This window comes from Pseudonocardia alni, assembly GCF_002813375.1.
Taxonomy (GTDB): Bacteria; Actinomycetota; Actinomycetes; order Mycobacteriales; family Pseudonocardiaceae; genus Pseudonocardia; species Pseudonocardia alni.
This window is the reverse complement of record NZ_PHUJ01000003.1, coordinates 893,463-920,421: the sequence shown is the minus strand read 5'-3', so window position 1 is coordinate 920,421 and position 26,959 is coordinate 893,463. Positions and strand designations below refer to the sequence as shown.

27 protein-coding genes are annotated in these 26,959 nt (G+C 76.2%); 14 read left to right on the top strand and 13 right to left on the bottom strand.

Annotated features, from left to right (window positions below; translation table 11 throughout):
* Positions 1-190: 190 nt before the first annotated feature.
* The gene (locus tag ATL51_RS05470; protein WP_208622925.1) at positions 191-925 is read right to left on the bottom strand and encodes a GntR family transcriptional regulator; all 735 of its coding nucleotides are present in this window, start codon (positions 923-925) and stop codon (positions 191-193) included.
* A 125-nt stretch (positions 926-1,050) separates the two neighbouring features.
* Here ATL51_RS05470 and ATL51_RS05465 point away from each other — a divergent pair, with 125 nt between their 5' ends.
* From ATL51_RS05465 to ATL51_RS05445, 5 genes are read left to right on the top strand one after another with little or no spacing between them, the layout of a single operon-like run.
* The gene (locus tag ATL51_RS05465; protein ID WP_392567357.1) at positions 1,051-2,214 is read left to right on the top strand and encodes a TIGR03364 family FAD-dependent oxidoreductase; all 1,164 of its coding nucleotides are present in this window, start codon (positions 1,051-1,053) and stop codon (positions 2,212-2,214) included.
* A 14-nt stretch (positions 2,215-2,228) separates the two neighbouring features.
* Positions 2,229-3,140, top strand: coding sequence for a phosphate/phosphite/phosphonate ABC transporter substrate-binding protein (locus tag ATL51_RS05460; protein WP_100877876.1), 912 nt, complete (start codon positions 2,229-2,231; stop codon positions 3,138-3,140).
* Positions 3,137-3,880, top strand: a complete 744-nt coding sequence (locus tag ATL51_RS05455; protein ID WP_208622924.1) for a phosphonate ABC transporter ATP-binding protein — start codon at positions 3,137-3,139, stop codon at positions 3,878-3,880. Before ATL51_RS05460 ends, ATL51_RS05455 begins: the two co-directional genes overlap by 4 nt.
* Complete coding sequence (phnE, locus tag ATL51_RS05450) at positions 3,877-4,707, top strand: phosphonate ABC transporter, permease protein PhnE (RefSeq protein WP_100877875.1); 831 nt, start codon at positions 3,877-3,879, stop codon at positions 4,705-4,707. Before ATL51_RS05455 ends, phnE begins: the two co-directional genes overlap by 4 nt.
* Complete coding sequence (locus ATL51_RS05445) at positions 4,704-5,378, top strand: phosphonatase-like hydrolase (protein WP_100877874.1); 675 nt, start codon at positions 4,704-4,706, stop codon at positions 5,376-5,378. The genes phnE and ATL51_RS05445 overlap by 4 nt, the downstream gene beginning before the upstream one ends.
* A 10-nt stretch (positions 5,379-5,388) precedes the next feature.
* Here the strand turns inward: ATL51_RS05445 and ATL51_RS05440 are convergent, their stop codons facing one another.
* Positions 5,389-5,676 (bottom strand): YrhK family protein, encoded by a 288-nt coding sequence (locus tag ATL51_RS05440; RefSeq protein WP_100877873.1) that lies wholly within the window; start codon positions 5,674-5,676, stop codon positions 5,389-5,391.
* A gap of 55 nt (positions 5,677-5,731) precedes the next feature.
* On the opposite strand from ATL51_RS05440, the gene ATL51_RS05435 reads away from it, so the two are divergent.
* Positions 5,732-7,003, top strand: a complete 1,272-nt coding sequence (locus tag ATL51_RS05435; protein ID WP_301548903.1) for an APC family permease — start codon at positions 5,732-5,734, stop codon at positions 7,001-7,003.
* Positions 7,004-7,088: 85 nt separating this feature from the next.
* Here the strand turns inward: ATL51_RS05435 and ATL51_RS05430 are convergent, their stop codons facing one another.
* Positions 7,089-7,544: a MarR family winged helix-turn-helix transcriptional regulator gene (locus ATL51_RS05430; RefSeq protein WP_073575015.1), complete on the bottom strand. Its 456-nt coding sequence runs from the start codon at positions 7,542-7,544 to the stop codon at positions 7,089-7,091.
* Between the two features lie 71 nt (positions 7,545-7,615).
* Here ATL51_RS05430 and ATL51_RS05425 point away from each other — a divergent pair, with 71 nt between their 5' ends.
* Positions 7,616-9,418 (top strand): ABC transporter ATP-binding protein, encoded by a 1,803-nt coding sequence (locus ATL51_RS05425; RefSeq protein ID WP_100877871.1) that lies wholly within the window; start codon positions 7,616-7,618, stop codon positions 9,416-9,418.
* Between the two features lie 19 nt (positions 9,419-9,437).
* Here the strand turns inward: ATL51_RS05425 and mdlC are convergent, their stop codons facing one another.
* Positions 9,438-11,027, bottom strand: a complete 1,590-nt coding sequence (gene mdlC / locus ATL51_RS05420) for a benzoylformate decarboxylase (RefSeq protein WP_100877870.1) — start codon at positions 11,025-11,027, stop codon at positions 9,438-9,440.
* A 39-nt stretch (positions 11,028-11,066) separates the two neighbouring features.
* Positions 11,067-11,288 carry a hypothetical protein gene (locus ATL51_RS05415; protein ID WP_139282752.1) on the bottom strand — a complete coding sequence of 74 codons (222 nt, stop codon included), beginning with the start codon at positions 11,286-11,288 and terminating at the stop codon, positions 11,067-11,069.
* Positions 11,289-11,486: 198 nt separating this feature from the next.
* Here ATL51_RS05415 and ATL51_RS05410 point away from each other — a divergent pair, with 198 nt between their 5' ends.
* Positions 11,487-12,404 carry an MEDS domain-containing protein gene (locus tag ATL51_RS05410; RefSeq protein WP_100877869.1) on the top strand — a complete coding sequence of 306 codons (918 nt, stop codon included), beginning with the start codon at positions 11,487-11,489 and terminating at the stop codon, positions 12,402-12,404.
* Positions 12,401-13,342 carry an ATP-binding protein gene (locus tag ATL51_RS05405; RefSeq protein ID WP_157818229.1) on the top strand — a complete coding sequence of 314 codons (942 nt, stop codon included), beginning with the start codon at positions 12,401-12,403 and terminating at the stop codon, positions 13,340-13,342. Before ATL51_RS05410 ends, ATL51_RS05405 begins: the two co-directional genes overlap by 4 nt.
* A 21-nt stretch (positions 13,343-13,363) precedes the next feature.
* Here ATL51_RS05405 and ATL51_RS05400 read toward each other — a convergent pair whose 3' ends face one another.
* Positions 13,364-14,131 carry a PIG-L deacetylase family protein gene (locus tag ATL51_RS05400; protein ID WP_253069497.1) on the bottom strand — a complete coding sequence of 256 codons (768 nt, stop codon included), beginning with the start codon at positions 14,129-14,131 and terminating at the stop codon, positions 13,364-13,366.
* A 14-nt stretch (positions 14,132-14,145) separates the two neighbouring features.
* Entirely contained in the window at positions 14,146-14,568 is a 423-nt protein-coding gene (locus ATL51_RS05395; protein WP_100877868.1) for a DUF1772 domain-containing protein, read from the bottom strand.
* Between the two features lie 49 nt (positions 14,569-14,617).
* Here ATL51_RS05395 and ATL51_RS05390 point away from each other — a divergent pair, with 49 nt between their 5' ends.
* Positions 14,618-15,778, top strand: coding sequence for an SGNH/GDSL hydrolase family protein (locus ATL51_RS05390; protein WP_301548902.1), 1,161 nt, complete (start codon positions 14,618-14,620; stop codon positions 15,776-15,778).
* Between the two features lie 62 nt (positions 15,779-15,840).
* Here ATL51_RS05390 and ATL51_RS05385 read toward each other — a convergent pair whose 3' ends face one another.
* The gene (locus tag ATL51_RS05385) at positions 15,841-16,512 is read right to left on the bottom strand and encodes a DUF4190 domain-containing protein (protein WP_100877866.1); all 672 of its coding nucleotides are present in this window, start codon (positions 16,510-16,512) and stop codon (positions 15,841-15,843) included.
* Between the two features lie 195 nt (positions 16,513-16,707).
* On the opposite strand from ATL51_RS05385, the gene ATL51_RS05380 reads away from it, so the two are divergent.
* The 3 genes from ATL51_RS05380 (at position 16,708) to ATL51_RS05370 (ending at position 21,755) form a co-directional block, all read left to right on the top strand.
* A complete protein-coding gene (locus ATL51_RS05380) occupies positions 16,708-17,385 on the top strand; it encodes a maleylpyruvate isomerase family mycothiol-dependent enzyme (RefSeq protein ID WP_301548901.1) in 678 nt (225 codons plus the stop codon).
* A 70-nt stretch (positions 17,386-17,455) separates the two neighbouring features.
* Positions 17,456-20,866: a proline dehydrogenase family protein gene (locus tag ATL51_RS05375; protein ID WP_100877865.1), complete on the top strand. Its 3,411-nt coding sequence runs from the start codon at positions 17,456-17,458 to the stop codon at positions 20,864-20,866.
* Between the two features lie 40 nt (positions 20,867-20,906).
* Positions 20,907-21,755 (top strand): CBS domain-containing protein, encoded by an 849-nt coding sequence (locus tag ATL51_RS05370; RefSeq protein WP_100877864.1) that lies wholly within the window; start codon positions 20,907-20,909, stop codon positions 21,753-21,755.
* A 6-nt stretch (positions 21,756-21,761) separates the two neighbouring features.
* Here the strand turns inward: ATL51_RS05370 and ATL51_RS05365 are convergent, their stop codons facing one another.
* From ATL51_RS05365 to ATL51_RS05355, 3 genes are all read right to left on the bottom strand, one after another.
* On the bottom strand, positions 21,762-22,055 hold the full coding sequence (locus ATL51_RS05365) for a hypothetical protein (RefSeq protein ID WP_100877863.1): 294 nt from the start codon (positions 22,053-22,055) through the stop codon (positions 21,762-21,764).
* Positions 22,056-22,224: 169 nt separating this feature from the next.
* A complete protein-coding gene (locus ATL51_RS05360; RefSeq protein ID WP_100877862.1) occupies positions 22,225-23,220 on the bottom strand; it encodes a hypothetical protein in 996 nt (331 codons plus the stop codon).
* Position 23,221: 1 nt separating this feature from the next.
* Complete coding sequence (locus tag ATL51_RS05355) at positions 23,222-23,752, bottom strand: hypothetical protein (protein ID WP_139282749.1); 531 nt, start codon at positions 23,750-23,752, stop codon at positions 23,222-23,224.
* A gap of 95 nt (positions 23,753-23,847) precedes the next feature.
* Between ATL51_RS05355 and ATL51_RS05350 the strand changes: the two genes are divergently transcribed.
* On the top strand, positions 23,848-24,528 hold the full coding sequence (locus ATL51_RS05350; protein WP_301548900.1) for a class II aldolase/adducin family protein: 681 nt from the start codon (positions 23,848-23,850) through the stop codon (positions 24,526-24,528).
* Here ATL51_RS05350 and mtnA read toward each other — a convergent pair.
* Together mtnA and ATL51_RS05340 are read right to left on the bottom strand one after the other, a co-directional pair.
* Entirely contained in the window at positions 24,446-25,501 is a 1,056-nt protein-coding gene (gene mtnA / locus ATL51_RS05345) for an S-methyl-5-thioribose-1-phosphate isomerase (protein WP_100877861.1), read from the bottom strand. The genes ATL51_RS05350 and mtnA overlap by 83 nt on opposite strands.
* A gap of 104 nt (positions 25,502-25,605) precedes the next feature.
* Positions 25,606-26,958, bottom strand: coding sequence for a PQQ-dependent sugar dehydrogenase (locus ATL51_RS05340; RefSeq protein ID WP_100877860.1), 1,353 nt, complete (start codon positions 26,956-26,958; stop codon positions 25,606-25,608).
* Position 26,959: the final 1 nt, after the last annotated feature.

Genomic DNA, 26,959 nt, shown 5'->3' with positions numbered 1-26,959 from the left:
GTGTGTCGATTCGCTTACCCGGTAAGCGAGTCCAGAACAGGGGCACCTCTGAGCGGCAGCGGCAGCGGCAGGGGCAGCGGCGGCGGCAGGGGTGGCGACGGTGGCGGCGGTGCGACTCCCGGTCCGGGCACCGCCGTCGCCGGCGGGAGCGCGTCGCAACCCACCCGCGGGTGGACCCGCTCCCGCCCGCTCATTCCCGCGCGAACCCACCCCGCCCGCTGCGGGTGTTCGTCACCGTCACGGTCGCGACGTCCGGGCGGTAGCGGTCCTCCGACCACTCGAGGGCGTCCCCGGCGGCGTCCCAGGTCAGCCGCCGTTCGCGGAGCAGGGGGTGTCCGACCTCGACGCCGAGCAGGGACGCGTCGAGCTCGTCGGCGGCGACGGCGTCGAAGGTGTGCCGGGCCGCGTGCAGGTCGACGCCCTGGCCGGTGAGCAGGGCGTAGATCGACCCGGCGTTGAGGTCGGCGTCGAGCAGGGCGCGCCCGACCTTCTCCACGTACGTCATCCGCTCCAGCATCGCGGGGCGGTCGTCGAGCAGGCGGAGCCGGATCAGCTGGACCGCGTAGTCCTCGGGCTCCAGGCCCAGCGCCGCCGCCACCGCGGGCGGCGGGTGCCGCAGTGCGATCTCGTGCAGGCGCTGGCCCGGGACGTGGCCGGTCAGCTCCGCGCGCCGGGTGAAGGACAGGAACGACTCGAACGGCTGGGCGGGCACCGCGTCCAGCACCACCGGGCGCCGGCCCTGCCCGCCGCCGATCAGGCCCTCGTCGCGCAGGGCGGCCAGGGCCTGGCGGACGGGGCCGCGCGACGCCGAGAACTCCCGGCACAGCTCGGCCTCGGACGGCAGCGCCTCGCCGACACCGATCGCGCCGCTGCGGATCCGGGCGCGCAGCTCGTCGGCCAGTGTGCGGTGCAACGGGGTCCCCACGGCTGGTGACTCTACAAGTGCCAGGGCGCTGAGCACGACGTCCAGAGGTCGGGCAGGTGAACAGATCCCGACTTGTATCGACAAGTCATTGCGGTCGGGGACATCCGGCTGGCACCGTCCCCGCCGTGACCCGGACGAGTGATCTCCTGATCGTCGGGGCCGGCGTCGTCGGCCTCGCCCACGCCGTCGAGGCCGTCGAGCGCGGCCTGGACGTGACCGTGCTCGAGCGTGACGCCCACGCCGTCGGAGCCTCGGTGCGCAACTTCGGCCACGGTTGCCTCACCGCCCAGACCGGCGATGCGCTGGAGCTCGCCACCCGCGGCCGCGGCACCTGGCTGCGGCTGGGCGCCGAGGCCGGGTTCGGCGTCGCCGAGTGCGGCACCGTGGTCGTCGCCCGGTCGGCCGAGGAGCGCGCCGCACTCGAGGAGCTCGCGGCCACCCGGGGCGACGACGTCGAGCTGCTCGACCCGGCGCGGGTCGTCGACCGGGTCCCGGTCGCCCGCGACGGCCTGCACGGCGGGGCGTTCCTGCCGCGTGACCTGCGGGTCGAGCAGCGCCGGGCGGCCGGGGCGATCGCGGCGTGGCTCGCGGCCCGGCCCGGTGCCGAGATCCACTTCGGCTGCCCGGTGCACGGCATCGCCGGGGCCGGTGAGGCCCGGGCCGGGGCCGGGGGGATCGGGGACGCGAGCGGCGACGGCCCGGTGGTCGTCCGCACCGGGCGCGGGGAGTTCCGTGCCCACCGGGTCCTCCTCTGCGTCGGTCACGACCTGGACCGCCTCGTCCCCGGCCTCGCCGACGACGCGGGCCTGCGGCGCTGCGTCCTGCAGATGCTGCAGGTCCGCCCGCACACCCCGCTCACGATCGGCCCGGCCGTGCTCACCGGCAGCTCGATGCTGCGCTACCCGGCCCTGTCGGGCACCGCGGGCGCCGCCGCGCTGCGCGAGCGCTGGCGCACCGAGCGCCCGGAGCTGCTCGACGCGGGCGTCAACCACATGCTCACCCAGCTGCCCGGCGGCGACCTCGTCGTCGGCGACACCCACCACTACGACCGCACACCCGAGCCCTGGACCGACGAGACCCTCGACGACCTGCTGCTCGCCGAGACCCGGGCGCTGCTCGGGACCGGCGTCGACGTCGTCCGCCGGTGGCGGGGCGTGTACGCCGACGCCCCCGGCGAGTTCCTGATCCGTCCGGTCGCACCGGCGACGAGCGCCGTCGCGGTCACCTCCGGCATCGGCATGACCACCGCGTTCGGCCTCGCACCGGCCGTGCTCGACCGCGTCCTCTGAAACGGGAGACCCCCATGCGCCGCCCCCGCCTGCTCGCCGTCGCCGCACTGGCCGCGAGCCTCGCCCTCACCGCCTGCGCCGGCCCGTCCGGCCCCACCGTCGCCGAGTCGCCCACCTGCCCCGGCGGGCAGATCCGGATGGGCATCGAACCGTTCGAGGACCCGGCGAAGCTCGTGCCCGCCGCGGAGATCCTCGGCGACGCCCTCGAACGCCGGTTGAGCTGCCCGGTCCGGGTGCAGGTCACCGAGGACTACGCGGCCGAGGTCCTCGCCATGCGCAACGACCGCCTGGAGATCGGGATCTTCGGCCCGCTCGGCTACGTCTTCGCCTCCGAGCGCGCCGGGGCCGAGCCGGTCGCCTCGTTCGGCACCGCGACCGGGGAGCTGTCCGCCTACACCGCCGGGATCTGGGTGCCGCGCGATTCCGAGGTCACCACGGTGACCCAGCTCCGCGGCCGCACCCTCGCCCTGGGCTCGGTCGGCTCCACCTCCGGTGACGCCCTACCGCGCACGGCACTGCTCGACGCCGGGCTCGCCCCCGCCGACGTCCGGATCGACTACGCCGGCGGTCACCCCGAGGCGCTGCTCGCGCTGACCAACGGCACCGTCGACGCCGCCGAGATCAACTCCCAGCAGCTGGCCTCGGCCACCGCGTCGGGGACGTTCGACCCGGCGGGGTTCCGCCGGGTCTGGACCTCCGCGCCGATCCCCAACGACCCGGTGACCGTGCGCGGCAACCTCGACCCGGCGTTCAAGGCCGCCGTCACCGACGCCCTGCTGAACCTCGACCCGCAGGCGGTGGGGGAGATCGGCGCGCTGCTCGACGTCACCCCGCCCGGGAAGCTCGTCCCGGTGACCCGCGACACCTATGCGCCGCTGTTCGAGCTGGCCCGCACGCTCGGCCTGACCGAGAAGGACGTCCAGTGAGCGCGCTGCTGGAGGTGCGCGGTGCCCGGGTGCGCTACGGCGACCGCGAGGTCCTCCACGGCGTGGACGTCGACGTCCACGCCGGGGAGCTGCTCGCCGTCCTCGGCGCCAACGGCTCGGGCAAGTCGACGCTGCTGCGCGCCGCCGCCGGGCTGACCCCGCACCTCGGGCGGGTGCTCGTCGACGGCCGGCCACGCGGACGGCTCGACGTCGCGCTGGTCTTCCAGCGGATCCACCTCGTCACCCGGCGCACCGTGCTCGACAACGTCTGCGCCGGCGCTCTGGGACGGCTCCCGCTGCGGTCCTCGCTGGTCCCGTCCCTGTTCCCGCGGGCGCTGCGGGAGGAGGCGATGGGCTGCCTCGACCGCGTCGGACTCGCCGACCGCGCCCACGACCGCGCCGGGTCGCTGTCCGGCGGGCAGCAGCAGCGGGTCGCCGTCGCCCGCGCACTGTGCCAGCGCGCCCGGGTCCTGCTCGCCGACGAGCCGGTGTCCGCGCTCGACCCGGCCGCCGCCGAGCAGGTGCTCGGCCTGCTCGCCGAGCTCGCCCACACCGAGCACCTCGCCGTGCTCGCCGTCCTGCACCAGCCCGACCTCGCCGCCCGGCACGCCGACCGCGTCGTCGGGCTGCGGTCCGGGCACGTCGTCCTCGACGGACCACCCGGCGGCGACGTCCGCGCGCTCTACCCCGACGCCGCCGACCACCGCGGGCCGGCGGCCGCACTGGAGGCCGCACCGTGAGCACCACCGCACCGGACGTCCGCCGCGTCCCCGTCCCGCCGCGGCGCCGCGACCCGCGCACCCTCGCCCTGGCGGCGACGGTCGTCGTCGTGCTGCTCGTCGTGCACGTGGTCGCCTGGCGCGCCACCGAGATGTCGTTCGCGACGCTGCTCGGCGGCGCCGACGGGATGGCCGAGTTCCTCACCGAGGCGGTCCCGCCCGACCTGTCCTGGGCGGTGTTGGGGCCGAGCCTGCAGGGAGCCCTGGTCACCCTGTGGATCGGGCTGCTCGGTACCACCCTGTCGATCCCGTTCGCGCTGGCGCTCGCCCTGGCCGCCGCGCGCGGCACCGCCCCCGGGCCGGTCACCTACCAGGCCGCCCGTGGCGTGCTGTCGTTCCTGCGTGCCGTGCCCGACGTCGTGTTCGCACTGGTCTTCGTCACCGCGGTCGGGCTCGGCCCGTTCCCCGGGGTGCTCGCGCTGGTCCTGCACAACATCGGCGTGATGGGCAAGCTCTGGGCCGAGACCGTCGAGGACGCCGACCCCGGCCCGCCCACCGCGCTGCGCTCCGCGGGCGCCGGACGGCTGCAGGTCGCCGTGCACGCGCTGCTGCCGTCGGTCACCCCGCAGCTGGTGGGGCTGCTGCTCTACCGCTTCGACGTCAACGTCCGCTCGTCGCTGGTGCTGGGCCTGGTCGGCGCCGGCGGCATCGGGTTCCTCATCAACCAGTCCATCCAGCTGTTCCGGTTCGACGAGATGGCCACCCACATCCTCGTCGTGCTGGTGCTGATCGTCGCGGTCGACCAGCTGTCCGCGCAGGTCCGCCGCCGTCTCGGGAGTGACACGTGATCCGCCTCGCCGCACTGGACATCGCCGGGACCACCGTCGACGAGGGGGGAGCGGTCTACCGGGTCCTCGCCGACGTCGTCGCCCGCGCCGGACATCCGGCCGACGACGTCGCGATCCGCCGCTGGATGGGGGCCGACAAGCGCGAGGCCCTCGGCGCGCTCACCGGCGTCACCGACTCCCGCGGCGTCGAGGACCTGCACGACACCTTCGTCGCCCGCCTCGCCGACGCCTACGCCGCGTCGCCGCCGCGTCCGCTGCCCGGGGTCCCCGAGGCGCTGGCCGCGCTGCGCGCGGCGGGGATCGCGGTGGTGCTGACCACCGGATTCGACCGGCAGGTCACCGACCCGCTGCTGGCCGCGCTCCCCGTGCGCTTCACCGGACAGCTCGACGCCGTGGTCTGTGCCGAGGAGGTCGCGGCCGGACGGCCCGACCCGGCGATGATCCGGCGCGCGATGGCGCTGACCGGGGTCGCCGACCCGGCGGCCGTGCTGACAGCGGGGGACACCGTGCTCGACGTCGAGGCCGGCCGCAACGCCCGGGCCGGGCGGGTCGTCGCGGTGCTCACCGGGGCGCAGGGCCGCGCCGAGCTCCGCGCGGCGGGGCCGACCGACGTCGTCGACGGGGTCGCGGTGCTCCCCGGTCTGCTCGGGGACACCCGGCGGGCGGGCTGAGCGGGACGGGTCAGAAGTCGTGGCCCGCCTCCGGCGGCGCCCCGGTGATCCGCCGCAGGTGCACCCGGCGCGCGAGTCGGATCAGCGGGCGGATCATCAGCTCGATCGAGCCGACGAGGAACAGCCAGGTCCCCGCGTAGGTGGTGGCCTCGTGGAAGAACAGCACGCTGCCGATCACGAACCACAGCGCGACCAGGATGTCGTTGACGATGCTGAGCACCTCGTACCGCTGCCGGACGACGAGCTCCTCGCGCCCGATGGTGAACGTCAGCGGCCGGTCGTGTGCGGTCGGTCCCATGAGCCGCCGGGTACCCGGCCGACCGGCCTGCCCCACATCGCGGAAGGCTGTGCACGTGCACACGACCCCACAGCGCCGGCTCGGCACCGGCGACGCCGTCGTCCTCGGGATCGGCTCGATGCTCGGCGCCGGGGTGTTCGCGGTGTTCGGTCCCGCTGCGGCCGTCGCCGGGACCGCCCTGCTGCCCGCACTCGCCGTGGCCGGCGCGGTCGCGGTGGCGAACGCGATGTCCTCGGCGTGGCTCGCCGCCCGCCATCCCGAGTCCGGCGGCGCCTACGTGTACGGGCGCCGACGGCTGGGGGAGACCTGGGGGTTCCTCGCCGGGTGGGCGTTCGTCACCGGCAAGACCGCCTCGTGCGCCGCGATGGCCCTGACGTTGGGCTCCTACGCGTGGCCGGAACACGCCCGCGCGGTCGCGGCGGCGGCCGTCGTCGCGATGGTGGCGGTCAACCTGCGCGGCATCACCCGCACCGCGCTCGTCACCCGGCTGCTGGTCGTGTGCACCGTCGCCGTGCTGGCGGCGGTGGTCGTCGCCGCGTTCTCCCGGCCGGCCGTCGTCTCCCCGTTCGACGGCTGGGCCGGCGCCGGTCCGCTCGCGGTGCTGCAGGCGGCCGGGTTGCTGTTCTTCGCCTTCGCCGGGTACGCCCGCATCGCCACCCTCGGGGAGGAGGTCCGCGACCCCGCCCGCACGATCCCGCGGGCGATCCCGCTCGCGCTCGGTCTCGTGCTGGTGGTCTACGCGGTGGTCGCCGTCGCCGCGCTGCGGTCCGCCGGGCCGGACGCCCTCGCGGCGTCCGCGGCGCCGCTGGCCGCCGCGTCCGGAGACGGGACTGAGCCGGTGGTGCGCCTCGGCGGCGCCCTCGCCTCGGCGGGGGTGTTGCTCGCGCTGGTCGCCGGGGTCGGGCGCACGGTGCTGGCGATGGCCCGCGACCGGGAGCTGCCGGGGGCGCTCGCCGCGGTCCACCCACGGTTCGCGGTGCCGCACCGCGCCGAGCTCGCCGTCGGCGCCGTGGTGCTGCTGCTGGTGCTCACCGCGGCCCCGGTCACGGCGATCGGCCTGTCCGGTTTCGCGGTGCTGCTCTACTACGCCGTCGCCAACGCCGCGGCGCTCACCCTGCACCGCGACCGGCCGTGGCGGCGCGCCCTGTCGGGATTCGGTCTGCTCGGCTGCGTGGTGCTCGCGACGCTGCTGCCGCCGGTGTCGGTGCTGGCCGGGGTGGTGGTCCTGGTGGCCGGGACGGCGGTGCGGGCGCTGGTGCGGGCGGCGCGGGTCCGCCGCGGCCGCACGCCGGCGGGCGACGACCGGACGGATCCCGCCGGTCGCTGATGCGTGGCCGGACCGCCCGGGCCACACCGCCCGCGATCGACCGGGACGGGCCCGGTCCGCCACGCCCCGGGCCGAGCGGCCGAGCTCATCGGGGGCGGTGCTCGTCGGCTCCCTCGCGCAGCACGGCGAGGATCCGGGCCAGCTCGGCGCGGTCGTCCTCGGACAGCCGCGCGAACAGCGCCTCGGCCCCGTCGGCCCGGGCGGCGCGCACGTCGCGCGCGGTCGCCGCGCCCGTCTCGGTGACCCGCAGGAGCACGGCGCGCCGGTCCGCCGGGTCGGTCGCCCGCTCGACCATCCCCAGCCCGGCCAGGGCGTCGACGACCTCGGTCGCCGACCGCGGCGTGATGTGCAGGTGCCCGGCCAGCGCGCCGGGTCGCATCTCGCCGTGACGGACCAGGGTGCCGAGCGCCCGCGCCTGCGACGGGGTCAGGCCCCAGCCCGCCAGCCGCTCGGCCGAGGCGTGGCGCAGCGACCGCGCGACCGACCAGAACGCGTCGACGAGGTCGCTGCGCGAGGGCCTGGTCTGGTCCCGGTCCGGCACGGGAACAGACTAGCAAGTGATGCTGTTGCAGCCTCATAGTGAGGTAACCACAGCATTGTGAGGAGCACTCCGTGGACCCCCGACCCCCGAACCGGCCCGGCCGGCCCGACACCCGCACCTCCTCCCCGGAGGAGGAGGAACAGGCCCGCGCGGTCTCGCTGCGGCGCATCGGCGCCCTGTTCGCCCCGCACCGGGGCCCGCTCTCGGTCGTCGTCGCGACGATCGTCGCCTCGTCGATCGTCGGGATGGCCTCGCCGTTCCTGCTGCGCGAGGTCATCGACGTGGCGCTGCCGCAGCGCGACGTCCCCCTGCTCGCCTGGCTCGCCGGCGGGATGGTCGCGGTCGCCGCGGTCACCGCGGCACTCGGCGTCGCCCAGACCTGGATCTCCACCCGCATCGGCCAGGAGGTCATGCACGGGCTGCGCACCGGCGTCTTCGGCCACCTGCAGCGCCAGAGCCTGGCCTTCTTCACCCGCACCCGCACCGGTGAGGTGCAGTCGCGCATCACCAACGACATCGGCGGCATGCAGTCGGTGGTCACGAACACCGCGACCTCGGTCGCGTCCAACCTGACCACCACCGTCGCGACGCTGGTCGCGATGCTCGTGCTGTCCTGGCAGCTCACCCTGGTCTCGCTCGTCGTGCTGCCCCCGGCGATCCTGCTGACCCGCCGGGTCGCCCGCACCCGCCGCGCGATCACCGCCGCCCAGCAGCGGGAGCTGGCCGACCTCAACGTCACCGTCGAGGAGAGCCTGTCCGTCGACGGCGTCGCCCTGTCCAAGACCCTCGGCAGCGGACCGGAGCTGACCCGGCGGTTCACCGACTCCTCGTCGCGGCTGATCGGGCTGGAGCTGCGCTCCCAGCTCGCCGGACGCTGGACGATGGCCGTCACCCAGGTCGTGTTCGCCGCCGTCCCGGCGGTCATCTACCTCGCCGCCGGCCTGCCCTTCGCGGCCGGGACGATGAGCATCGGCACCCTGGTCGCATTCACCGCGCTGCAGGGCGGCCTGTTCCGGCCGGTCATGGGGCTGCTGAGCGTCGGGGTCCAGATCGTGGCGTCGCTGGCGCTGTTCGCCCGGATCTTCGAGTACCTGGACCTGACCGTCGACGTCGTGGAGCCCGAGCACCCGGTCGCGGTGGACCACGACCGCGTCCGCGGGCACGTGCGCCTCGAGGGCGTCACCTTCGCCTACCCGGGGAGCGACGCCGCCGCCGTCGCCGGGATCGACCTCGACGTCCCGGCCGGGACCACCCTGGCGCTGGTCGGCGAGACCGGCTCCGGCAAGACCACCCTGGCGGGACTGGTCGCGCGGCTGCACGACCCGACCGCGGGCCGGGTCACCATCGACGGCGTGGACCTGCGGGACATGGCCGCCGCCGACCTCACCCGGATCGTCGGCGTCGTCGGGCAGGACACCTACCTGATGCACGCCACGGTGCGGGAGAACCTGCGCCACGCCCGTCCGGACGCCACCGACGCCGAGATCGAGGCCGCCGCGCGCGCCGCGCAGGTCCACGACCTGATCACCGGCCTGCCGGACGGCTACGACACCGTCGTCGGCTCGCGCGGGCACCGCTTCTCCGGCGGGGAGAAGCAGCGCATCGCCATCGCCCGTACGCTGCTGCGCGACCCGAAGGTGCTGGTCCTCGACGAGGCCACCAGCGCGCTGGACACCCGCACCGAGCGGGCCGTGCAGGCCGCGTTCGACGCGCTGGCCCACGGCCGCACGACGATCACCATCGCGCACCGGCTGTCGACCGTGCGCGACGCCGACCGGATCGCCGTCGTCGACCACGGCCGGATCGTCGAGTCCGGCAGCCACGACGAGCTGCTCGCCGACGCGGGCCGCTACGCCGCGCTGGCCACGGTGTGAGCGGCCACGGTGTGAGCGACTACGCCACGCCCGGGGCCGTGACGACCTCGACCAGCCGCGGCCCGTCGGCGGCGAACGCGTCCTTCAGCGCGGCCGCCGTCGACGCGGCGTCGGACACCGACACCGCCGGGACGCCGTAGCCCTCGGAGATCTTCACGAAGTCCAGTCCGGGGACGTCCAGGCCCGGTGTCTCCCCGGTGCCCAGCAGCCCCGCGAAGCCGCGCAGCGCACCGTAGGTACCGTTCTTCAGGATCACGAAGACCACCGGCACCCGGTATTGCGCCGCCGTCCACAGCGCGGTGATGCCGTAGTTGGCCGATCCGTCGCCGACGAGGGCGACCACCCGGCGCGCCTCGCCGTGGGCCAGCTGCGCCCCGACGGCGGCGGGCAGCCCGAACCCCAGGCCGCCGGAGGCGGGGAACAGGTAGCTGCCCGGCTCGGTGAGGTCGGCCTGGGCGACGAAGTCGTCGATGGTCGAGGTGGACTCGCAGACGTGTACGGCCCCGGCCGGGGCCGCGTCGCGGACCAGCGCGAACAGCTGCTGCGGCGGCACGTGGTCCTCGGCGCCCCGCGGTGCGGGCGGCCCGGACCGGGGCGGCAGCGGCTCCCGCCCGGAGGCGGGCACCCGCCCGGCGAGCGCGGCCAGCGCCGGGCCGACCGGGCCGACCCAGGCCTCGCCCATCGGGGCCCGCGCGGCCTCGGCCGGGTCCGCGGTCAGGTGCAGCAGCCGGGTGCCCGCCGGCAGCAGGTCACCGGGGACCCACTGGTGGTAGCGGAACACCGGCGCGCCCGCGACGAGCACGACGTCGTGCCCGGCCAGCCGGTCGGACACGTCGCGCACCGAGGCCGGGAGGATCCCGCGGAACGCCGGGTGCCGGGTCGGGAACGGGCACCGCGACGCCGACGGTGCGATCCAGACCGGGCAGGCGAGCCGCTCGGCGAGGGCGACGGCGTGGTCGTTGGCCCGGTCCGCGTCGACCTGCGGGCCCAGCACCAGCACCGGGTTCGCCGCCCCGGCCAGCGCCCCGGCCAGCTCGGAGAGCGCCGCCTCGCCGAGCTCGGCGGCGGCGGTCGCACGCCGGGACGGCAGGTGCGCGGTGTCCGGGCCCGCCTCGCGGGACCAGTCGTCGTAGGGGACCGAGAGGTAGACCGGCCCCCGCGGGGCCAGCAGTGCGGTGTGCACCGCCTGGGACAGCGCACGCGGCACGTCCTGGGCCGACGCGGGCTCGGCGGCGTACTTGACCAGCGGGCGCGGCAGCGCGGCCGCGTCCACGTTGGTCAGCATGACCTCCTGGCCGACCGTGGACCGCACCTGCTGGCCCGCGGTCAGCACGAGCGGGGAGTGGGAGTAGACGGCGTTGGTGAGCGCGCCCATCGCGTTGCCCGACCCGGACGCCGCGTGCAGGTTGACCAGCGCCGGGCCGCCGGTGGCCAGGGCGTAGCCGTCGGCCATGCCTAGTACGGCACCCTCGTGCAGGCCGAGTATGTAGCGCACCCCGTCGGGCATCGCCGCGAGGAAGGGCAGCTCGTTCGAGCCGGGGTTGCCGAACACGGTGTCGATGCCGTGGGCGGTCAGCACCTGCCAGCCGGCCTCGCCGACGGTCGTCATGGGGCTCCTCGGGGTCGCGGGACCCCACCGTAGGTGCCCTCAGCGGTGCGCGGCGACCCGCTCTGCCCGGGTGCCGCGGCGCACGTGGGCGACGACCAGCGGCCGCACGGCCAGCGCGGCGGCGGCCAGGGCCAGGGTGACGGCGGTGGGTGCCAGCGGCACGGAGACGATCGTGGCGACGGCCAGCAGCACCATGAGCACGCCGGCGAGCACGACCGTGCGCACCTCGGTCGCCCGCGACTGCGGAGCGGCTCGGAACATGGCGTCCACCTCCTGATCGGCGCCCGTGCACCCTGCTCGCACCGTGCGCCCCGAACACCGGAGTTCGGTCCGGCTAACTCTACGCCTCGGCACGCCTGAACGACAGCGTCGGTTCGCCGTGGGATCCGTGATCACTTATCGTGTACGCAGCGTCACACCTGTCGGGGGGCCGTCGGGGACGCCACGACGGGGGGACGTGTGACCGCACCGGTACGGGATCCCCGCCGGCACGTGCTGACCGTGCCGGTCAGCGACGAGCAGCTCGCCGAGGACGTCGCCGCGTTCCTGGCCGAGGGGCTCACGGCGGGGGAGCGGGTCGCCTACTTCGACGACGACACCGCCGGGCTGGTCCTGTCCCGCCTGGCCGACGACGGCGTCGACGTCACCGGGCCGCTGCGGTCCGGGCAGTTCCAGCTCGTCCCGGGGGACTTCACCCGCGCCGCCCTGCACGCCCCGCTCGACGAGCTGACCGGGGTGATGGAGCAGAACATCACCTCCGCCCTCGACGACGGCTGGGCCGGGCTGCGCTTCAGCGGCCAGATGGACCACGGGTTGCGCCGGCCCGGGGGACAGGTACTCGACGAGTACGACCGCAGGCTCGACGACGCCGTCCGCGACCACCCGCTGCGCGCGCTGTGCGTCTACGACCACCTGCGCTACCCCGACGAGCTCATCGCGACGATGCGCAGCCTGCACCCCGCCGAGCTGACCGCCGCCCCGCTCTACGACGACAGCCTGCTGCGCGTCACCGAGATCGGCCCGGCCCGGGTCCGGCTGGCCGGCGAGGTCGACCACGCCAACCGGCCCCAGGTCCGGCGGGTGCTGGCCAGGCTGATCGACCGGGTCGTGCGCGGCGACGTCGGCGAGGGCACGCTGACCGCGGACCTGTCCGCGCTGCGGTTCGTCGACGTCGCCGGTGCGGTCAGCCTCGTGCACGCCGCCGACGAGCTCCCGGTCAGCGTGCGGCTGCGGCTGGTGAACCTGCGCCCCGGTGTGGCCCGGCTGCTCGAACGCTGCGGTGCGGGGTTCGCCTCGCAGCTGGAGATGAGCATCCGCGAGCGGCACGCCCTCTGCCCCGCCGACGCGCTCGGCCTCGCCGCGGGTGCGGCGGAGTGAGCGGGCTGGTGCACGCCCTGTGCCGGCACGGCGGCGACGGTGACCTGACCGACCGGCTCGCCGACACCGTGCTCGACGCGCTCGCCACGGGCGGGTCGGTGGCGACCCTGCTCCGCCCGGTCACCGAGGTCGCGCTGCGCGGCCGGGTCGCCGAGGCCCTCGGCGCGGATGCCGTCGCCGGGCTGCTGCGGCTGCGCCGCGACTGCGGTCCCGACGGTCCGTCGGGCCAGACCGAGGCGGCGCGCCTGGCCCGGGTCCTGCGCGCCCGCCACCGCGGCGTCGCGGGGCCGGTGACCGTCGTCGTCGAGCACTCCGCGGATCTCGACGACCCGCGCGGCGCCTACTGGGGCGAGGTCGAGGCGGCCGCGGCGCTCGCCCTGGCCGACCTGCCGCTGCGGCTGCTCTGCTTCTTCCCGGCCGACCTGCCCGGTCCCGTCGCCGAGGTCGTGCGGCGCGCGCACCCGTTCGTCCTCGACGACGGCAGGCCCGTCCCGACCGGGGTCGACACCGACCCGCGCCGGCTGCTCGACGGCCTCGGCGCCCCGGTGCCCGCCGAGCTCGGCGCACCCGCACGGGAGTTCCGCTTCGACGCCACGCAGCTGCGCGACGTGCGCCGCGCCGTCGACGAGGCACTGCGCGGCCAGGGGTTCACCGACAGCCGCGCGGAGGACGTCACCGTCGCGGTCAACGAGGTCGCCACCAACGCCGTCCACCACGGGACGCACACGGCGCGGCTCATGCTGTGGACGCCCGAGCAGGATGTCGTCTGCGAGGTCCACGACGGCGGCCGGCTCGCCGACCCGCTGCCCGGCCTGGCCCCGCCGGACCCGGGCCACGCGCACGGGCGCGGGATCTGGATCGCCCGCCAGCTCTGCGACCTGCTGCACGTCTGGGGCGACGACGCGGGCACCCACGTCCGCATCCGCGCCGCCGCCTGAGCGCACCCGGGCCCGGGGGCCTCAGCGCGTGTCGAGCGCGTGGAAGGACTCCACCAGCCGACCGGACGGGAACCCGGCCCGCTTCGCCAGCGACCCGGACCACTGCCCGATCATGTCCTCCAGGCCGGTCATGTGCGCGGTCTGGCTCGCGTGCGCGCGCAGCGCCGCGATCTTCACGTCGATCGTGTCGGTGATGTCGACGTGTCGTGCCCCCTCGGGGTCGTCGGCCGGGGCCGGACCCAGGACCCACACCTCGCCGACCGTGTGCGCCTCGTACCCGGCCTCGGCCAGCTCGGGGAAGGCGTAGGGGTTGCGCGCATCGGGGTAGACCGCGCAGAGGGCCGCCTCGCCGGTCGCGGTGTGGTCGGGGTGGCTGCCGTACATGCTGCGCAGATCGCGCACCGGCTGCGGGACGACGACCCGGTCCGGACGGACCTGCCGGATCACCCGGGCCAGGTCCCGGCGCAGCTCCAGGGTGACGGTCAGCCGCCCGTCGGGGTGGCCGAGGAACACCAGGTCGGTGACGCCGGCCTCGGCGGCCGCGGCGGTCTGCTCGGCCCGGCGGATGCCCGCGATGTCGCTGCGCGGCACGGCCGGGTCGAAGCCGCCCGCGTCGCCGTCGGTCACCAGGCAGTAGGTCACCGCGACCCCGGCCGCGGTCCACACCGCGACGGTGCCGCTGCAGGAGAAGTCGATGTCGTCGGGGTGCGCGGCGATCACCAGCACGCGCTCCACCCCGGTGTGCGCGCGGTCGTCGGCCGCCGTGCGCTCGTCCTCGGTCGCAGTCACCCGGCCATCCTGGGTCACGCGCCGGAGGCGGTCACCAGCAGGACCCCCACCACGGACCCGGCCGACCACACGAGCGCACGGACCAGGTTGACCCGCAGCAGCCGACGCAGGTCCCCCGGGTGCGCGGCCGGGTCGAGCCGGCCGTGCAGCGACACCGCGGGCAGGGTCACCGCGACGCCCGCGGCGGCCGCCACCGCGGTCACCCACACCAGCGGCTCGCCGGGCGCGAGGACCAGCAGCGCCGCCGTCGCGAGCCCCTGCGCGAGCCACGGCGGCCCGACGACGAGCGTGACCGCCCGGCTGTGCGCGGCGTGGTAGCGGGCCCAGGACCCGGCCGGGACCAGCGCGAACGCCGGGTAGACCACCACCTGCACGGTCCAGGCGATCCCGGCCAGCAGGATGGTCGCGACGGTCTGGACGACGGCGGCGATCAGCACCGCCCGATTCTCGGGTGAACCGGCGCCGCGCGCGTGCCAGGCTGCCGGGGTGATCACCACCGCGATCGGGCCCGAGCTGCTGCACGGCGTCCTCGACGCCGTCGACGGCGAACGGGGCCTGCTCCCGCAGCGGCTGCCCGCCACCGCCCGGGCCCGCAACACCGACCCGCAGCTGGCCGGCGCGCAGAGCCAGCCGTCCGGGGTACGCGTCGTGTTCCGCACCGCCGCGCGGACCGTCGAGCTGGAGACCCTGCGCACCCGGATCGGTCTCGTCGGTGCCCCGCTGCGGCCCGACGGCGCCTACGACCTGCTCGTCGACGGCCGGCCGGCGGGCAGCGCCACGACCTCCGGCGGGAAGCTCCTGATGACCGATCCGGCGACGGGGGAGGTCACGGTCACCGACGGCCCACCCGGCCCGGTGCGGTTCACCCTGCCCGGCCGCGACGCGCTCGTGGAGATCTGGCTGCCGCACAACGAGATCACCGAGGTCGTCGCGCTGCGCACCGACGCGCCGGTCGCCGTCGTCCCGACCGGTGGGCGCCCGGTGTGGCTGCACCACGGCAGCTCGATCAGCCAGGGCAGCAACGCCGCGGGGCCCAGCACCACCTGGCCCGCGCTCGCCGCCCGCACCGCCGGGGTCGAACTGGTCAACCTGGGGTTCTCCGGCAGCGCGATGCTGGACCCGTTCGTCGCCCGCACGCTGCGCGACACCCCCGCCGCGATGATCAGCGTCAAGATCGGGATCAACGTCGTCAACGCCGACCTGATGCGCCGGCGGGCGTTCGCGCCCGCCGTGCACGGGTTCCTCGACACGATCCGCGACGGGCACCCCGACACCCCGCTGCTGGTGGTGTCCCCGGTGCTGTGCCCGATCCACGAGCACACCCCGGGCCCTGGCGCGCCGGAGGTCGTCGACGGGCGGCTGCGGTTCCGCGCGACCGGCGACCCGGCCGAGGTGGCGGCGGGGAAGCTGACGCTGTCGGTGATCCGCGAGGAGCTGGCCCGGGTCGTGGCCGTGCGCGTCCCGGAGGACCCGGCGCTGTCCCACCTCGACGGCCGGGAGCTCTACGGCGACGACGACGCGGCCGAGCTGCCGCTGCCCGACCGGCTGCACCCGTGTCCCGAGGCGCACCTGCGGATGGGGGAGCGGTTCGCCCGGCTGGTGTTCGGTGCGGGGGGTGCGTTCCACGCGGCGGGCAGCGGACGGTGACGACGGCGGGCGGTCCCGTGTCCTGACCGGACACGGGACCGACGACCGCGGGGAGTAGCGCCTCAGTTGTCCCCGAGGCGGTCGATCTCGCCCTGGAGCCGGTCCTGGAGTTCCTGCTGGCACTGGGCCATGGCCGACTGATCGTTGCCGGCGCGCTGCAGGCACGACGCGAACTGGCCGTCATCGACCTGCTGGAAGACGCTGAACCCGAAGGCGACCAGGGCGATCATGGCGATCGTCCCCAGAACGCCGAGGATCCCGAGCACGAGTCCGGAGATCGACACGCCACGGTTCGTGGCGACGCCCTTCGACACGCGGCTGATGCCGATCGCGCCCAGCACGATGGCGATGAGCCCGAAGAGCCCACCGATGAACAGCCAGAACGTGAGCACGGCCAGGATGCCGAGCACCAGCGCGGCGATCCCGATGCCGTTGCGCGGCGGGGTCGTGGGCGCCCCGCCCTGCGGCCACCCCGGCGGCCCGGCGGGCGGCCGGTCCGGGTAGGCGGCCGGGTCGTGGCCCTGCGCGCCGTACTGTTGCTGTCCGTACTGCTGCTGCCCGTACTGCTGCCCCGGGGGCTGTTCCCCGTACTGCGGCTGCTGTCCGTACGGCTGACCGGGCTGCTCGCCGTACTGCTGCCCGCCGTAGGGCTGGTTCTGCTGCGTCGGCTGGTCCAGGTTGTTCGGGTCCTGTGGGTCCCCGGGGCGACCCGGGTACGGGGGTGGGCTGCTCACGCTCGTCCTCTCCTCACCGACTCACCGGGTGGTCCCCGGTGCCGGCGGTGCCGTCCGGCGGTGCCGTCCGGCGGAGCCGCCGTGACCGGCGTCGCCGTTGTGTCCGGTTCGATGATCCCCAGGTGCCCGGGCTCGGTCCAGGCAAAACACCCATGGGGCGGCGCGGGAGCCCCGGTCGTGATGGGATCGGTGCCCGTGAGCGGTATCGACGAGATCGCGGAGTGGACCCGGGCGCAACGCCGGGTCATCGACCTGGTGCGGGACCTGCCGCCCGAGCGCTCGGAGCTGACGGTCCCGTCCTGCCCGGACTGGACGGTGCGCGACCTGTTCTCGCACATGGTCGGCCTGGGTGCGGACGTGGTGCGCGGCGACGAGCCCGACGACCACAACGAGGAGTGGACGGACCGGCAGGTGCGGGCGCGGCGTGACCACGACGTGGCGGCACTCGTCGCGGAGTGGGAGTCGCTGACCGGCCCGCTGCGCGACTGGATGGCGACCCACAACACCCGCCCGCTCGGCGACGTGATCATCCACGAGCAGGACCTGCGCGGTGCCCTGCGCGAGCCCGGCGGGCAGCACACCCCGGGTCTCTACGCGGTCATGGACACGTTCCTGGGCCGGTTCGCCGGCGCGGTCGCGGACCGGGCGCCGATCGCCCTGGTCGGCGACGGCCGCCGCTGGGTGTCCGCGGGCGACGAGGCGGGGGCCGCGGTCGTCGTGCGGGCCCCGGACTTCGACCTGGCCCGTGCCCTGGTCACCCGCCGGTCGGCGGCGCAGCTGCGCGCCTGGACCGAGCGCGGCGACGTCGAGCCCCACCTGGACGCGTTCGCCCTGCTCGGGCCGCTGCCCGACACCGACCTCACGGAGTCCTGACCACGGTCGTCACCGGATTGTCAGCACCGTAGAGGTGACACGGTCCTGACAGTGGGTCCAGACTGGGCGGGTGAGCGTGCACCCCACCCACCCCGTCCCCGCCCTCGACGACGCGCTGACCGGGCGCGCCGTCGAGCGCGTCCGCCGCTGGACCGAGCGCACCGGTACCGCCCCGTCGTCGGGCTCCGGCCGCGCAGCGGACCCGACGCAGCGGCTGGCCGCCCTGATGCACGATCCCGCCGGGGTCGACTTCACGCTGCGCTTCGTCGACCGCGTCGCCCGCCCCGCCGACGACCGGGTCGCGGCCCGTGAGCTGGCCCGGCTCGCCGGGGCGGGCGCCGCACTGCCCGCGTTCGTCACCGGCACCGACCGGTTGCTCCTGCGGGCCGGCGGCCGGCTGGCGACGGCGCTGCCGCACGTCGTCGTGCCCGCGGCGCGGTCGCGGCTGCGCAGCCTGGTCGGGCACCTGATCGTCGACGCGGGCGGGCGCGGCCTGGACCGCCGCCTCGCCGCGGCCCGCCGCGACGGGCACCGGCTGAACCTGAACCTGCTCGGCGAGGCGGTCCTCGGCCACGACGAGGCGGACCGTCGCCTCGCCCGCACGATCGCGCTGCTGCGCCGGCCGGGCGTCGACCACGTGTCGGTGAAGGCGTCCTCGGTCGTCGCCCAGCTCGTGCCGTGGGACCTCGAGGGCAGCCGGGACCTGCTCGTGGACCGGCTGCTGCCGCTCTACCGGGCCGCCCGCGAGCACGGCGTGTTCGTGAACCTCGACATGGAGGAGTACAAGGACCTCCACCTCACCGTCGCGCTGTTCACCACGCTGCTGGCGCGCCCGGAGTTCCACGACCTGCCCGCCGGGATCGTCCTGCAGGCCTACCTGCCCGACTCCGTCGCCGCGCTCGACGAGCTCGGGGGGTTCGCCGCCCGCCGTGCCGCCGCGGGCGGGGCGCCGATCAAGGTGCGCCTGGTCAAGGGCGCGAACCTGGCGATGGAACGGGTCGACGCCGAGCTGCACGACTGGCCGCAGGCGCCCTACGCCACCAAGGCCGAGGTCGACGCCAACTACGTCCGGCTCCTCGACCGCGGCATCGGCGGCCCGCACGCCGACGGGATGCGCCTGGGCGTCGCGTCGCACCACCTGCACCACGTCGCGCTCGCCCTGGAACTGGCCGACGCCCGCGGTGCCCGGCCCCAGCTGGACCTGGAGATGCTGCAGGGCATGGCCCCCGCGTTCGCCGACGCCGTCGCGGGCGACCTGCCGGAGTCCGGGCCGGGCTCGCAGCTGGTGCTCTACACCCCCGTCGTGCACCGCGGCGACTTCGACACCGCCGTGTCCTACCTGGTCCGGCGGCTGGAGGAGAACGCGTCGCCGGAGGGCTACCTGTACACGCTGTTCGCTCCCGGCTCGGGCGGTCCGGCGACCTACCAGGAGCGGTTCCTCGCCTCGGTGCGCGACCGCGACGCCGTCGCCGACACCCCGCGCCGCACCCAGGACCGCACCGTGTCCGCACCCGTCGGGACCGACGGCCCGCTGCCCGGGGACCCGGTGCCGGCCGGGTTCCGCGCCGAGCCCGACACCGATCCGTCACTGCCCGCGAACCGGGACTGGGCCCGTCGCGCCGCGGCGACCGCCGTCGCGCGGACCGAGGTCCCCGTCGTCACCGACCCGGCCGCGGTCGACGCCGCGGTCGAGCGCGCCCGCGCCTGCGGCTGGCGCGACGTCCCCGCCGCGGAGCGGGCCGCGACGCTGCGCCGCGCCGCCCGCGCGCTGGCCGCCGCCCGCGGGACGCTGCTGTCGGTGATGCTGCACGAGGCGGGCAAGACCGTCGCCGAGGCCGACCCCGAGATCTCCGAGGCCGTCGACTTCGCCGCCTACTACGCCGAGCGCGCCGCCGAGCTCGACGGCGCCCCGTTCACCCCGGACCGGGTCGTGGCCGTGACCCCGCCCTGGAACTTCCCGGTCGCGATCCCGCTCGGCGGCTGCCTCGCCGCGCTCGCCGCGGGCGCACCGGTGCTGCTCAAGCCCGCCCCGCAGGTCCGCGAGTGCGCCGAGGCCGGCGTGGCCGCGCTGCACCGCGGCGGGATCCCACGGGACGCACTGCAGCTGCTGCCCACCGACGAGGGCGACGCCGGACGCCGGCTCGTCACCCACCCCGGGATCGACCGGGTCGTGCTCACCGGCTCGTCGGAGACCGCCGCGCTGTTCCGGTCCTGGCGGCCCGACCTGAACCTCGTCGCCGAGACCAGTGGCAAGAACGCGCTGGTCGTCACCCCCGCCGCCGACCCGGACCTCGCCGTCGCCGACCTCGTGCGCTCGGCGTTCGGGCACGCCGGGCAGAAGTGCTCCGCGGCGTCGCTGGCCATCCTCGTCGGCCCCGCCGCGACCGGCTCGGCCACCGGGAGGCGGCTGCGCCGCCAGCTCGTCGACGCCGTCTCCACCCTGCGCGTCGGTCCCGGCACCGACCTCGCGACGACCATGGGCCCGCTCATCGAGGCGCCCTCGGCGAAGCTGCACCGGGCGCTGACCACGCTGGAGCCGGGGGAGCGGTGGCTGGTGCGCCCGCGCCGCGTCTCGGAGACGGTGTGGACACCGGGCGTGCGGGCCTGGGTGTCGCCGGGCAGCTGGTTCCACCGCACCGAGTGCTTCGGCCCGGTGCTCGGCCTGATGGCCGCCCGCGACCTCGACGAGGCGATCGCCTGGCAGAACGACACCGGCTTCGGCCTCACCGGCGGCATCCACTCCCTCGACCCCGACGAGATCGCGCACTGGCTCGACCGCGTCGAGGTCGGCAACGCCTACGTCAACCGGCACATCACCGGCGCGATCGTGCAGCGCCAGTCCTTCGGCGGCTGGAAGGGCTCGGTGCTCGGCCCGGGCGCCAAGCCCGGCGGACCCAACTACGTCGCCCAGTTCGGTACCTGGCACGACGGCGACCTCCCCGGGCCGGGACCGACGTCCGGCCCGGCCGCGGACCGCGTCCTGGCCGCGGCGGCCGACCTCGACCCGGCCGCCCGCGACCGCCTCGCCCGCGCCGCCGCCTCCGACGCCCGCGCATGGGACACCGAGTTCGGGATCGAACACGACCCGACCGGGCTGGCCGCGGAGTCCAACGTGTTCCGCTACCGGCCCGCCCCGTCGGCGACGCTGTGGTGCGGCACCGGTGCCGCCCGCGCCGACGTCCTGCGGGTGCTGCTCGCCGCGGCCACCGCGGGGGTCCCGGTCCGGCTGCACGGGCCGGGGGTCCCGCCGGGCGGGGTCCCGGGCGGGGTGCACGGCGGCGACGGGCTCGCTCCCGTCGCGGGCGAGCGGATCCGGGCCCTGGGCACCGTGCCCGACGGTCTGCGGGCGGCCGCCGCCCAGGTGGGCGCGTCGGTCGTGGACACCCCGGTGGTGCTGGACGGACGCCGGGAGATGCCGTCCGTGCTGCGCGAGCAGGCGGTCAGCCGCACCCGGCACCGGTTCGGCCACCTCGAACGGTGAGCGATGGCGGGCGCACCGTGGCCGTGGTTACGGTGCGTCCATGGTGGTGCGTGCCCGCGATGTCATGACCGAACGCGTCGTCACGATCTGGGCGGACGCTCCGCTGGCGCGGGCGCAGGAGCGGATGGCCGAGTCGCGGTTCTCCGCCCTGCCCGTGGTCGACCGGCGGTTCTCCCTGGTCGGGGTGATCTCGCTGGTCGACGTGCTGCGCCACCGCGACGACCCGCACGCCGTCGTCGGCGACGCGATGACCGAGCAGGTCGTCTCGGTGCTCCCGACGACGAACATCTCCATCGTCGCGCACCGCATGCGGGTGTACGGCGAGCTGCGGCTGGTGCCGGTCGTCGACAAGGGCATCCTGGTCGGAGTGATCACCCGCAGCGACCTGCTGCGGCACCGGCACTCCGGTGGGCGGTTGCGCCGCACCGCCCGCCGGATCGGCGGCGTCGTGCCGGTGGCGCCGCTGCCGGAGGCGATGGCCCCGCGCGGGGCGGGCCGGATCGGCGGCCGGCCGACGTCGTCGCTGCGGGTCGCGGACGTGATGACCGACGGCGGGCTGGTGGCGATCCCGCCGGAGCTGGCCCTCGACGAGACCGCCGAGGTCCTGTTGTCCTACCGGTTCACCGCGGTCCCGGTCGTCGGCGACCGGGACCACCTGCTGGGCATCGTCTCCGAGGCCGACCTCATGCACGGCTCCCTCGACGGCGGCCGGCGGCTGCGGGCCCGCACCGTCTCGGAGGTGATGACCCGCGACGTCGAGGTCGTGCACCCGGCCGACCCGCTCACCGATGCCGAGGACCTGCTGTCCCGGCGCGGGTTCCGGGTCGTCCCGGTCGTCGACGACGAGGACGTGCTGGTCGGGGTGCTCAGCCGCAGCGACCTGCTGTGACCGCGCTCAGGCCCCCGCAGCGGGTGCGGCGGGTGCACGGACCGCGTCACACTCCTGGGCGGCCTTCGCGACCAGCAGCGAGAACGCCACCGGGTCCTCCAGCGACTGCCCCGGCAGCGCCCCGAAGTCCAGGTACTTCTGCAGACAGGCGAACTGGGCGGCCTGGTCGGCAGGGCTCAGCGGCGGCTCGGCGGGCGGGGCGGGCTGCGCCGACGCCGTCCCGGCGGTGACGGCGGCGAGGGCGAGTGCGACGGCGACGGCGCCTGCCGCGGTGGTGGCGGCACGCAGGGCGGTCCTCACGATGTGCTCGCTTCCTGCGCCGGGAGCCGGCGCGGTCGGGGTCCTACCGCCCTCCGCGTGGCGTCCCGGCCGAGCCCGGCGTCCGCGGTGGCACGATCCTGCGGCTCCGGCGGCGTCCGGCGCGCCCCGGCGGGCCCGGGTCGACCCGGAGGTGTGACCCCCGGTCGGGTCAGCGCACGCGGAACGGAGCGGTCAGGTCCCAGGCCTGTCGACGGCGCGCCGACTGCTCGGCATCGCCGGTGGGCTCGGGTCCCAGTGCCTGCACCGCGTCGTCGATGTCGTAGGCGGCCCGGTACCGCAGGACCGCGACAGCAGCGTCGAACCACGGTGCCGAGTCGGCGGGTGGGCCGAGCCCCAGGACCGTCGCGAACCACACCGGAGGCAGTTCGTGGCGGCCGACCATCTCCGTCAGCCGGGTCCGCAGCCGGATCGACAGGACCCGGCCGGCGTCTGTTCCGGACGCGACCGTCCCGGCGTCGGTGGTGCGCACGGCGTCATCGCGCTCCAGTGCCGCCCGCGCGGTGTCCGCGTGCCGGCGGACGGACCCGGCCTGCTCCGCCAGCCCGTCGAGGGCGGACCGTGCCTCCCGGTACCGCTGCGCGAGGTCCGCACGGTGGGGTCCGTCCGCCCCGTCGCCGGCGATCTCCCGACTCGCGGTGAGCGCGGCGCGGCGTACCTCGTCCCGGCGGCGGACCCAGCCGGCGTGCGCGGCGACGGCCGCGTGGTGTCGACGGCGCGTCGCGTCGGGCAGGTGCGCGGCCCGTCGCTCCCGGGCACGGCGTTCGGCGTGGGCCAGTCCGACGACGTCGGGGTCTGCGGTCAGGTCCGCCGTGGGTACCCCGTCGGCGGCGCGGAGGTGGTGTTCGAGCCAGCGGGTCCGCCGCTGCAGGTCGTCGATCCGCCGGGTGCCGTCGACGGCGGAGTCCTCGACCTCGTCGAGACGCCGGTCCAGGTCCGCGATGTGTGACCGTGCGGTGTGGTCGGCCTCCGCCACGGCGTCGCGCAGCGTCGCGATGTCGCCGTCGAGGGTGTCGAGGCGGTACTCGTGGTCGGAGGTACGGGCCTCGACGCGGTCGAGGTCGGCCTGCGACGGCGCGTCGCCCAGCTCCCGCTCGAGCCGCCCGACCTCGGCGGTCAGCCACTGCTGGTCGTCCCGGCGCGCCATCTCACGCACCTGCCCGGGTGCCCGCTGCCACGAACCCGCCGGCGGCGACCAGCAGCGCGACGACCCCGACCCCGACCGGCAGCAGGCCCCCGGGCACGAGCCCGGCGACGGGCCCGGCGAGACCCGCGGCCAGCACGACCCCGGACCACCCGGCCCGGCCACGATGTCCCCGACCTGCCGACCGGGCATCGAGGACGAGCAGCGCGACTCCGGTCGCGAGCCCCGCGCCTGCCGCGACGAGGAGCGGGACATCCGCTCCGGCGAGGAACGCGACCGGGCACACGAGCGCGCAGGCGACGATCAGCGAGCCCAGCAGCACCCGGATCCGTACCGTGTCCCGCCGGCGTTCCCGGCCCGCCGCCTCCCGCCTGTCGGCGTCGTCCAGCACCTGGTCGGTCAACGACAGGATGCGCTCCACCACGTCGGCCGCGGGGACGGAGCTCTGCGTGGCGTGGCGGGCGTGGAGCTCCCACAGCGTACGTCGGGGATCATGCGTGCCGGGACCGGCCGCCGGCTCACTCGTTCGTGTCACCCGGCCATGGTGAGCGAGACCCCCGACAGTTCCGGCCGCGTCTACCCAGAACTGACGATCAACGAGGGGCGCCCGCGTCGTGGGACCCTCCCGGGGTGAGCCCCCACGACCACACCCCCGCCCGCGAGCTGCTCTGCGCCTGGTCCCGCCGGATGGTCCGCGACGGACTCGTCGTCGGCACCTCGGGGAACCTGTCGCTGCGCACCGGGGACCTGATCGCGGTCACCCCGTCCGGTGTGGACTACGAGACGATGACCGCCGCGGACGTCGTGCTCGTCGACGCGGAGGGCACGGTCGTCGACGGCACCCGGGAGCCGACCAGCGAGCTCGGGCTGCACGTCGCCGCGCAGGCCCGGCCCGGCACCGTCGCGGTGGTCCACACGCACTCCCCGGCGGCGGTCGCGCTGTCGACGCTGTCCGACCACGTCCCGGCCGTGCACTACCAGCTCGCGATGTTCGGCGACGGCGTGCGGGTGTCGGAGTACGCGCCGTTCGGCAGCCGTGAGCTGGTCGTGAACGCGCTCGCGGCGCTGGGGGAGTCCACCGCCGTCGTCCTCGGCCACCACGGCACGCTCGTGCTCGGCGACACCCTCGGCGCCGCCTACGACGGCGCCCGCCAGCTGGAGTGGCTCTGCGACGTCTGGCTGCGCGCCCGCGCCGTCGGCGAGCCGCGGCTGCTGCCCGACGCCGAGATCAGTGCGGTGCGGGGGCGGTTCGCGGCCCAGCGGTCGAAGGTGCGGGCGACGAGCCCGGTCCCCACGCCCGCTCCTCGGTGACGATCGCGGTCACCAGGTCGAACGGCGTCACGTCGAACGCCGGGTTGTAGACCGGGGTACCGGGCAGGGTGAGCAGGGTGCCGCCGTGCTCGCGGACCTCCTCGGCCCCCCGCTGCTCGACGACGATGTCGGCCCCGGTCGGGGTGTGCGGGTCGATCGTCTCCTCCGGCGCGACCACCACGAACGGGATCCCGGACCGGGCCGCGGCGCAGGCCAGCATGTAGGTCCCGATCTTGTTCGCGACGTCGCCGTTGGCCGCGATCCGGTCGGCACCGACGAACACCGCGTCGACCAGCCCGGCCGCGATCGCCGCGGGTCCGGCCGAGTCGACGCACAGCCGGTGCGGCGCCCCGGCCGCGGCGAGCTCCCAGACGGTCAGCCGCGCGCCCTGCAGCAGCGGGCGCGTCTCGCACGCCAGCACCTCGGCCAGCGCGCCGCGCTCGTGCAGCCGCAGGACCGCCCCCAGCGCGGTGCCGCCGTCGCCGGTGGCCAGCGGGCCGGTGTTGCACACCGTCAGCGCCCGCAGCGGACGGTCCGCACACAGCTCCTGCGCCAGGTCCGCGGCCCGGCCGGTCGCCGCGGCGTTGACCCGGGCGGCCTCCGCGGCGACGGCGCGGGCCTGCGCGAGCACCGCGGCCGGGCCGTCGTCGAGCGCCGCCAGGGCCCGGGCCACCCCCAGCCCCAGCGGGACGGCGGTGGGCCGGGCGACGGCGATCCGCCCGGCCGCGGACCGCACCGCGGCGACGGCGACCGGCGTCGCCGTGCCGTGCAGGGACGCGGCCAGCGCGACCCCGAAGGCGCCGGTGATGCCCAGGCTCGGGGCACCGCGCACGGCCAGCGACCGGATCGCCTCGATCAGCTCGTCGACGGTGCGCAGGTACAGGTGCTCGGTCGCGCCGGGCAGCGCGCGCTGGTCGAGCAGGACCACCGCCGGGCCGCCCTCGTCGTCGCCGGCCCAGTCCACGATCCGCATCGGCCCGTACCCTCCCCGGTCGTCCGCCCTCGGGCGACCGGGGTGAACCTACCCCGGCGCCGCGGGCGGCCGGGCCGACTGCGGCCCCGGTCACGGGCGGGTGCTCACCGGCCGGGTGGCGCCACCCGGTAGACGGCACCGGCGTCGTCGTCGGTCACGTAGACCGCGCCGTCCGGCCCGGCGACGGCCGCGACCGGCCTGCCCCAACGCGCTCCGGACGGGTCCTGGAACCCGCCGACCAGCGTCTGCTGCGCGCCGAGGCGCCCGTCCCGCCAGGGGAAGAACGACACCTCGGGGGCCCTCGGCGGGTCGGCGTTCCAGGAGCCGTGCACCCCGGCCAGGGCCCCGGCCGCGTACGGCGCGGGCAGCACCCCGTCGGTGAACGACAGCCCCAGCGGTGCCGAGTGCGCCGGGAAGGACTGCTCCACGGGGGCCAGCGCCGCACAGTCCATCGCGCGCCCGCCGGGGTTCAGCTCGGCGTCGGCGACCAGACCGACGTCGGTGAAGTCCTGCGCGGAGCCGGCGACGCCCGGGTCGGTGTCCGGGTCCGGGTTGCAGAACGGCCAGCCCAGCTCGCGGCCCGGGGTGAGCCGGGCCAGCGGCTCGGCCGGGTGGTCGGTGACGTAGGCGTCGACGACCTTCCCGAACGACGAGGCGCCGGCGTCGCCGTAGGGCCGGTCGTAGGGGTAGGGCACGTTGTCGCGGCCGTTGACCGCGGTCCAGACCGAGCCGTCGGGCGCGGTGGCCAGCCCGGTGCCGTTGCGGACCCCGGTCGCGAACGGCGCGGCGGGCCCGCCGGTGGGCGGCATCCGCAGGATCGACGCGCGCGGGGGAGTGGCGTCCCGGTCGGCGACCGAGATGTTGCCGGTCGACCCGACCGAGACGTAGACCGCGCCGTCCGGGCCGACGGTGACCGACTTCAGCTCGTGGCCGTAGGCGCCGCGCAGGTCGGGGGAGTTGGCGTCGGGCAGGCCGGGGACGACGACCCGCCGCCCGGTCGCCGCGCCGCGGGCCCAGGCGTACGCCGACACCTGGTTCGACTCGGCGACGTAGAGGGTGCCGCCGTCCGGGGAGAACGCGAGCCCGTGCGGCTGGGTGAGCCCGTCGAGCAACGGCCGCTGCTCACCGGTGCGCGACAGCGCCAGCACCCGGCCGTCGTCGGGCACCGAGACGAGCAGCTCGCCGTCCGGGGCCCAGACGGCCAGCCGGGCGTTCGGGACGCGGGCGAGGACCGACACCGTCCACCCGGCCGGGACGAGCGCCTCGCGGGGCTCGTCGAACGGGGCGGTCGCGGCCCCGGGCGGCACCGACACCGTGACCGGCACCAGGTCCGCGCCCGCCGCGGCGACCGGGGCCTCGGCGCCGGACAGCGCGTTGGTCACCGGGTTGGGGCCGGTACCGCAGGCGGCGAGCAGGGGGAGCGTGACCAGGGCGGCCAGCCACGGGGCGATCCGCATG

Coding starts and splice junctions, on each gene's coding strand:
- ATL51_RS05460 (WP_100877876.1), top strand. CDS start 2,229: ATGCGCCGCCCCCGCCTGCTCGCCGTCGCCGCACTGGCCGCGAGCCTC.
- ATL51_RS05440 (WP_100877873.1), bottom strand. CDS start 5,676: ATGGGACCGACCGCACACGACCGGCCGCTGACGTTCACCATCGGGCGC.
- mdlC (WP_100877870.1), bottom strand. CDS start 11,027: ATGACGACCGTCGGCGAGGCCGGCTGGCAGGTGCTGACCGCCCACGGC.
- ATL51_RS05415 (WP_139282752.1), bottom strand. CDS start 11,288: ATGTTCCGAGCCGCTCCGCAGTCGCGGGCGACCGAGGTGCGCACGGTC.
- ATL51_RS05370 (WP_100877864.1), top strand. CDS start 20,907: ATGGTGGTGCGTGCCCGCGATGTCATGACCGAACGCGTCGTCACGATC.
- ATL51_RS05360 (WP_100877862.1), bottom strand. CDS start 23,220: ATGGCGCGCCGGGACGACCAGCAGTGGCTGACCGCCGAGGTCGGGCGG.
- mtnA (WP_100877861.1), bottom strand. CDS start 25,501: ATGCGGATCGTGGACTGGGCCGGCGACGACGAGGGCGGCCCGGCGGTG.
- ATL51_RS05340 (WP_100877860.1), bottom strand. CDS start 26,958: ATGCGGATCGCCCCGTGGCTGGCCGCCCTGGTCACGCTCCCCCTGCTC.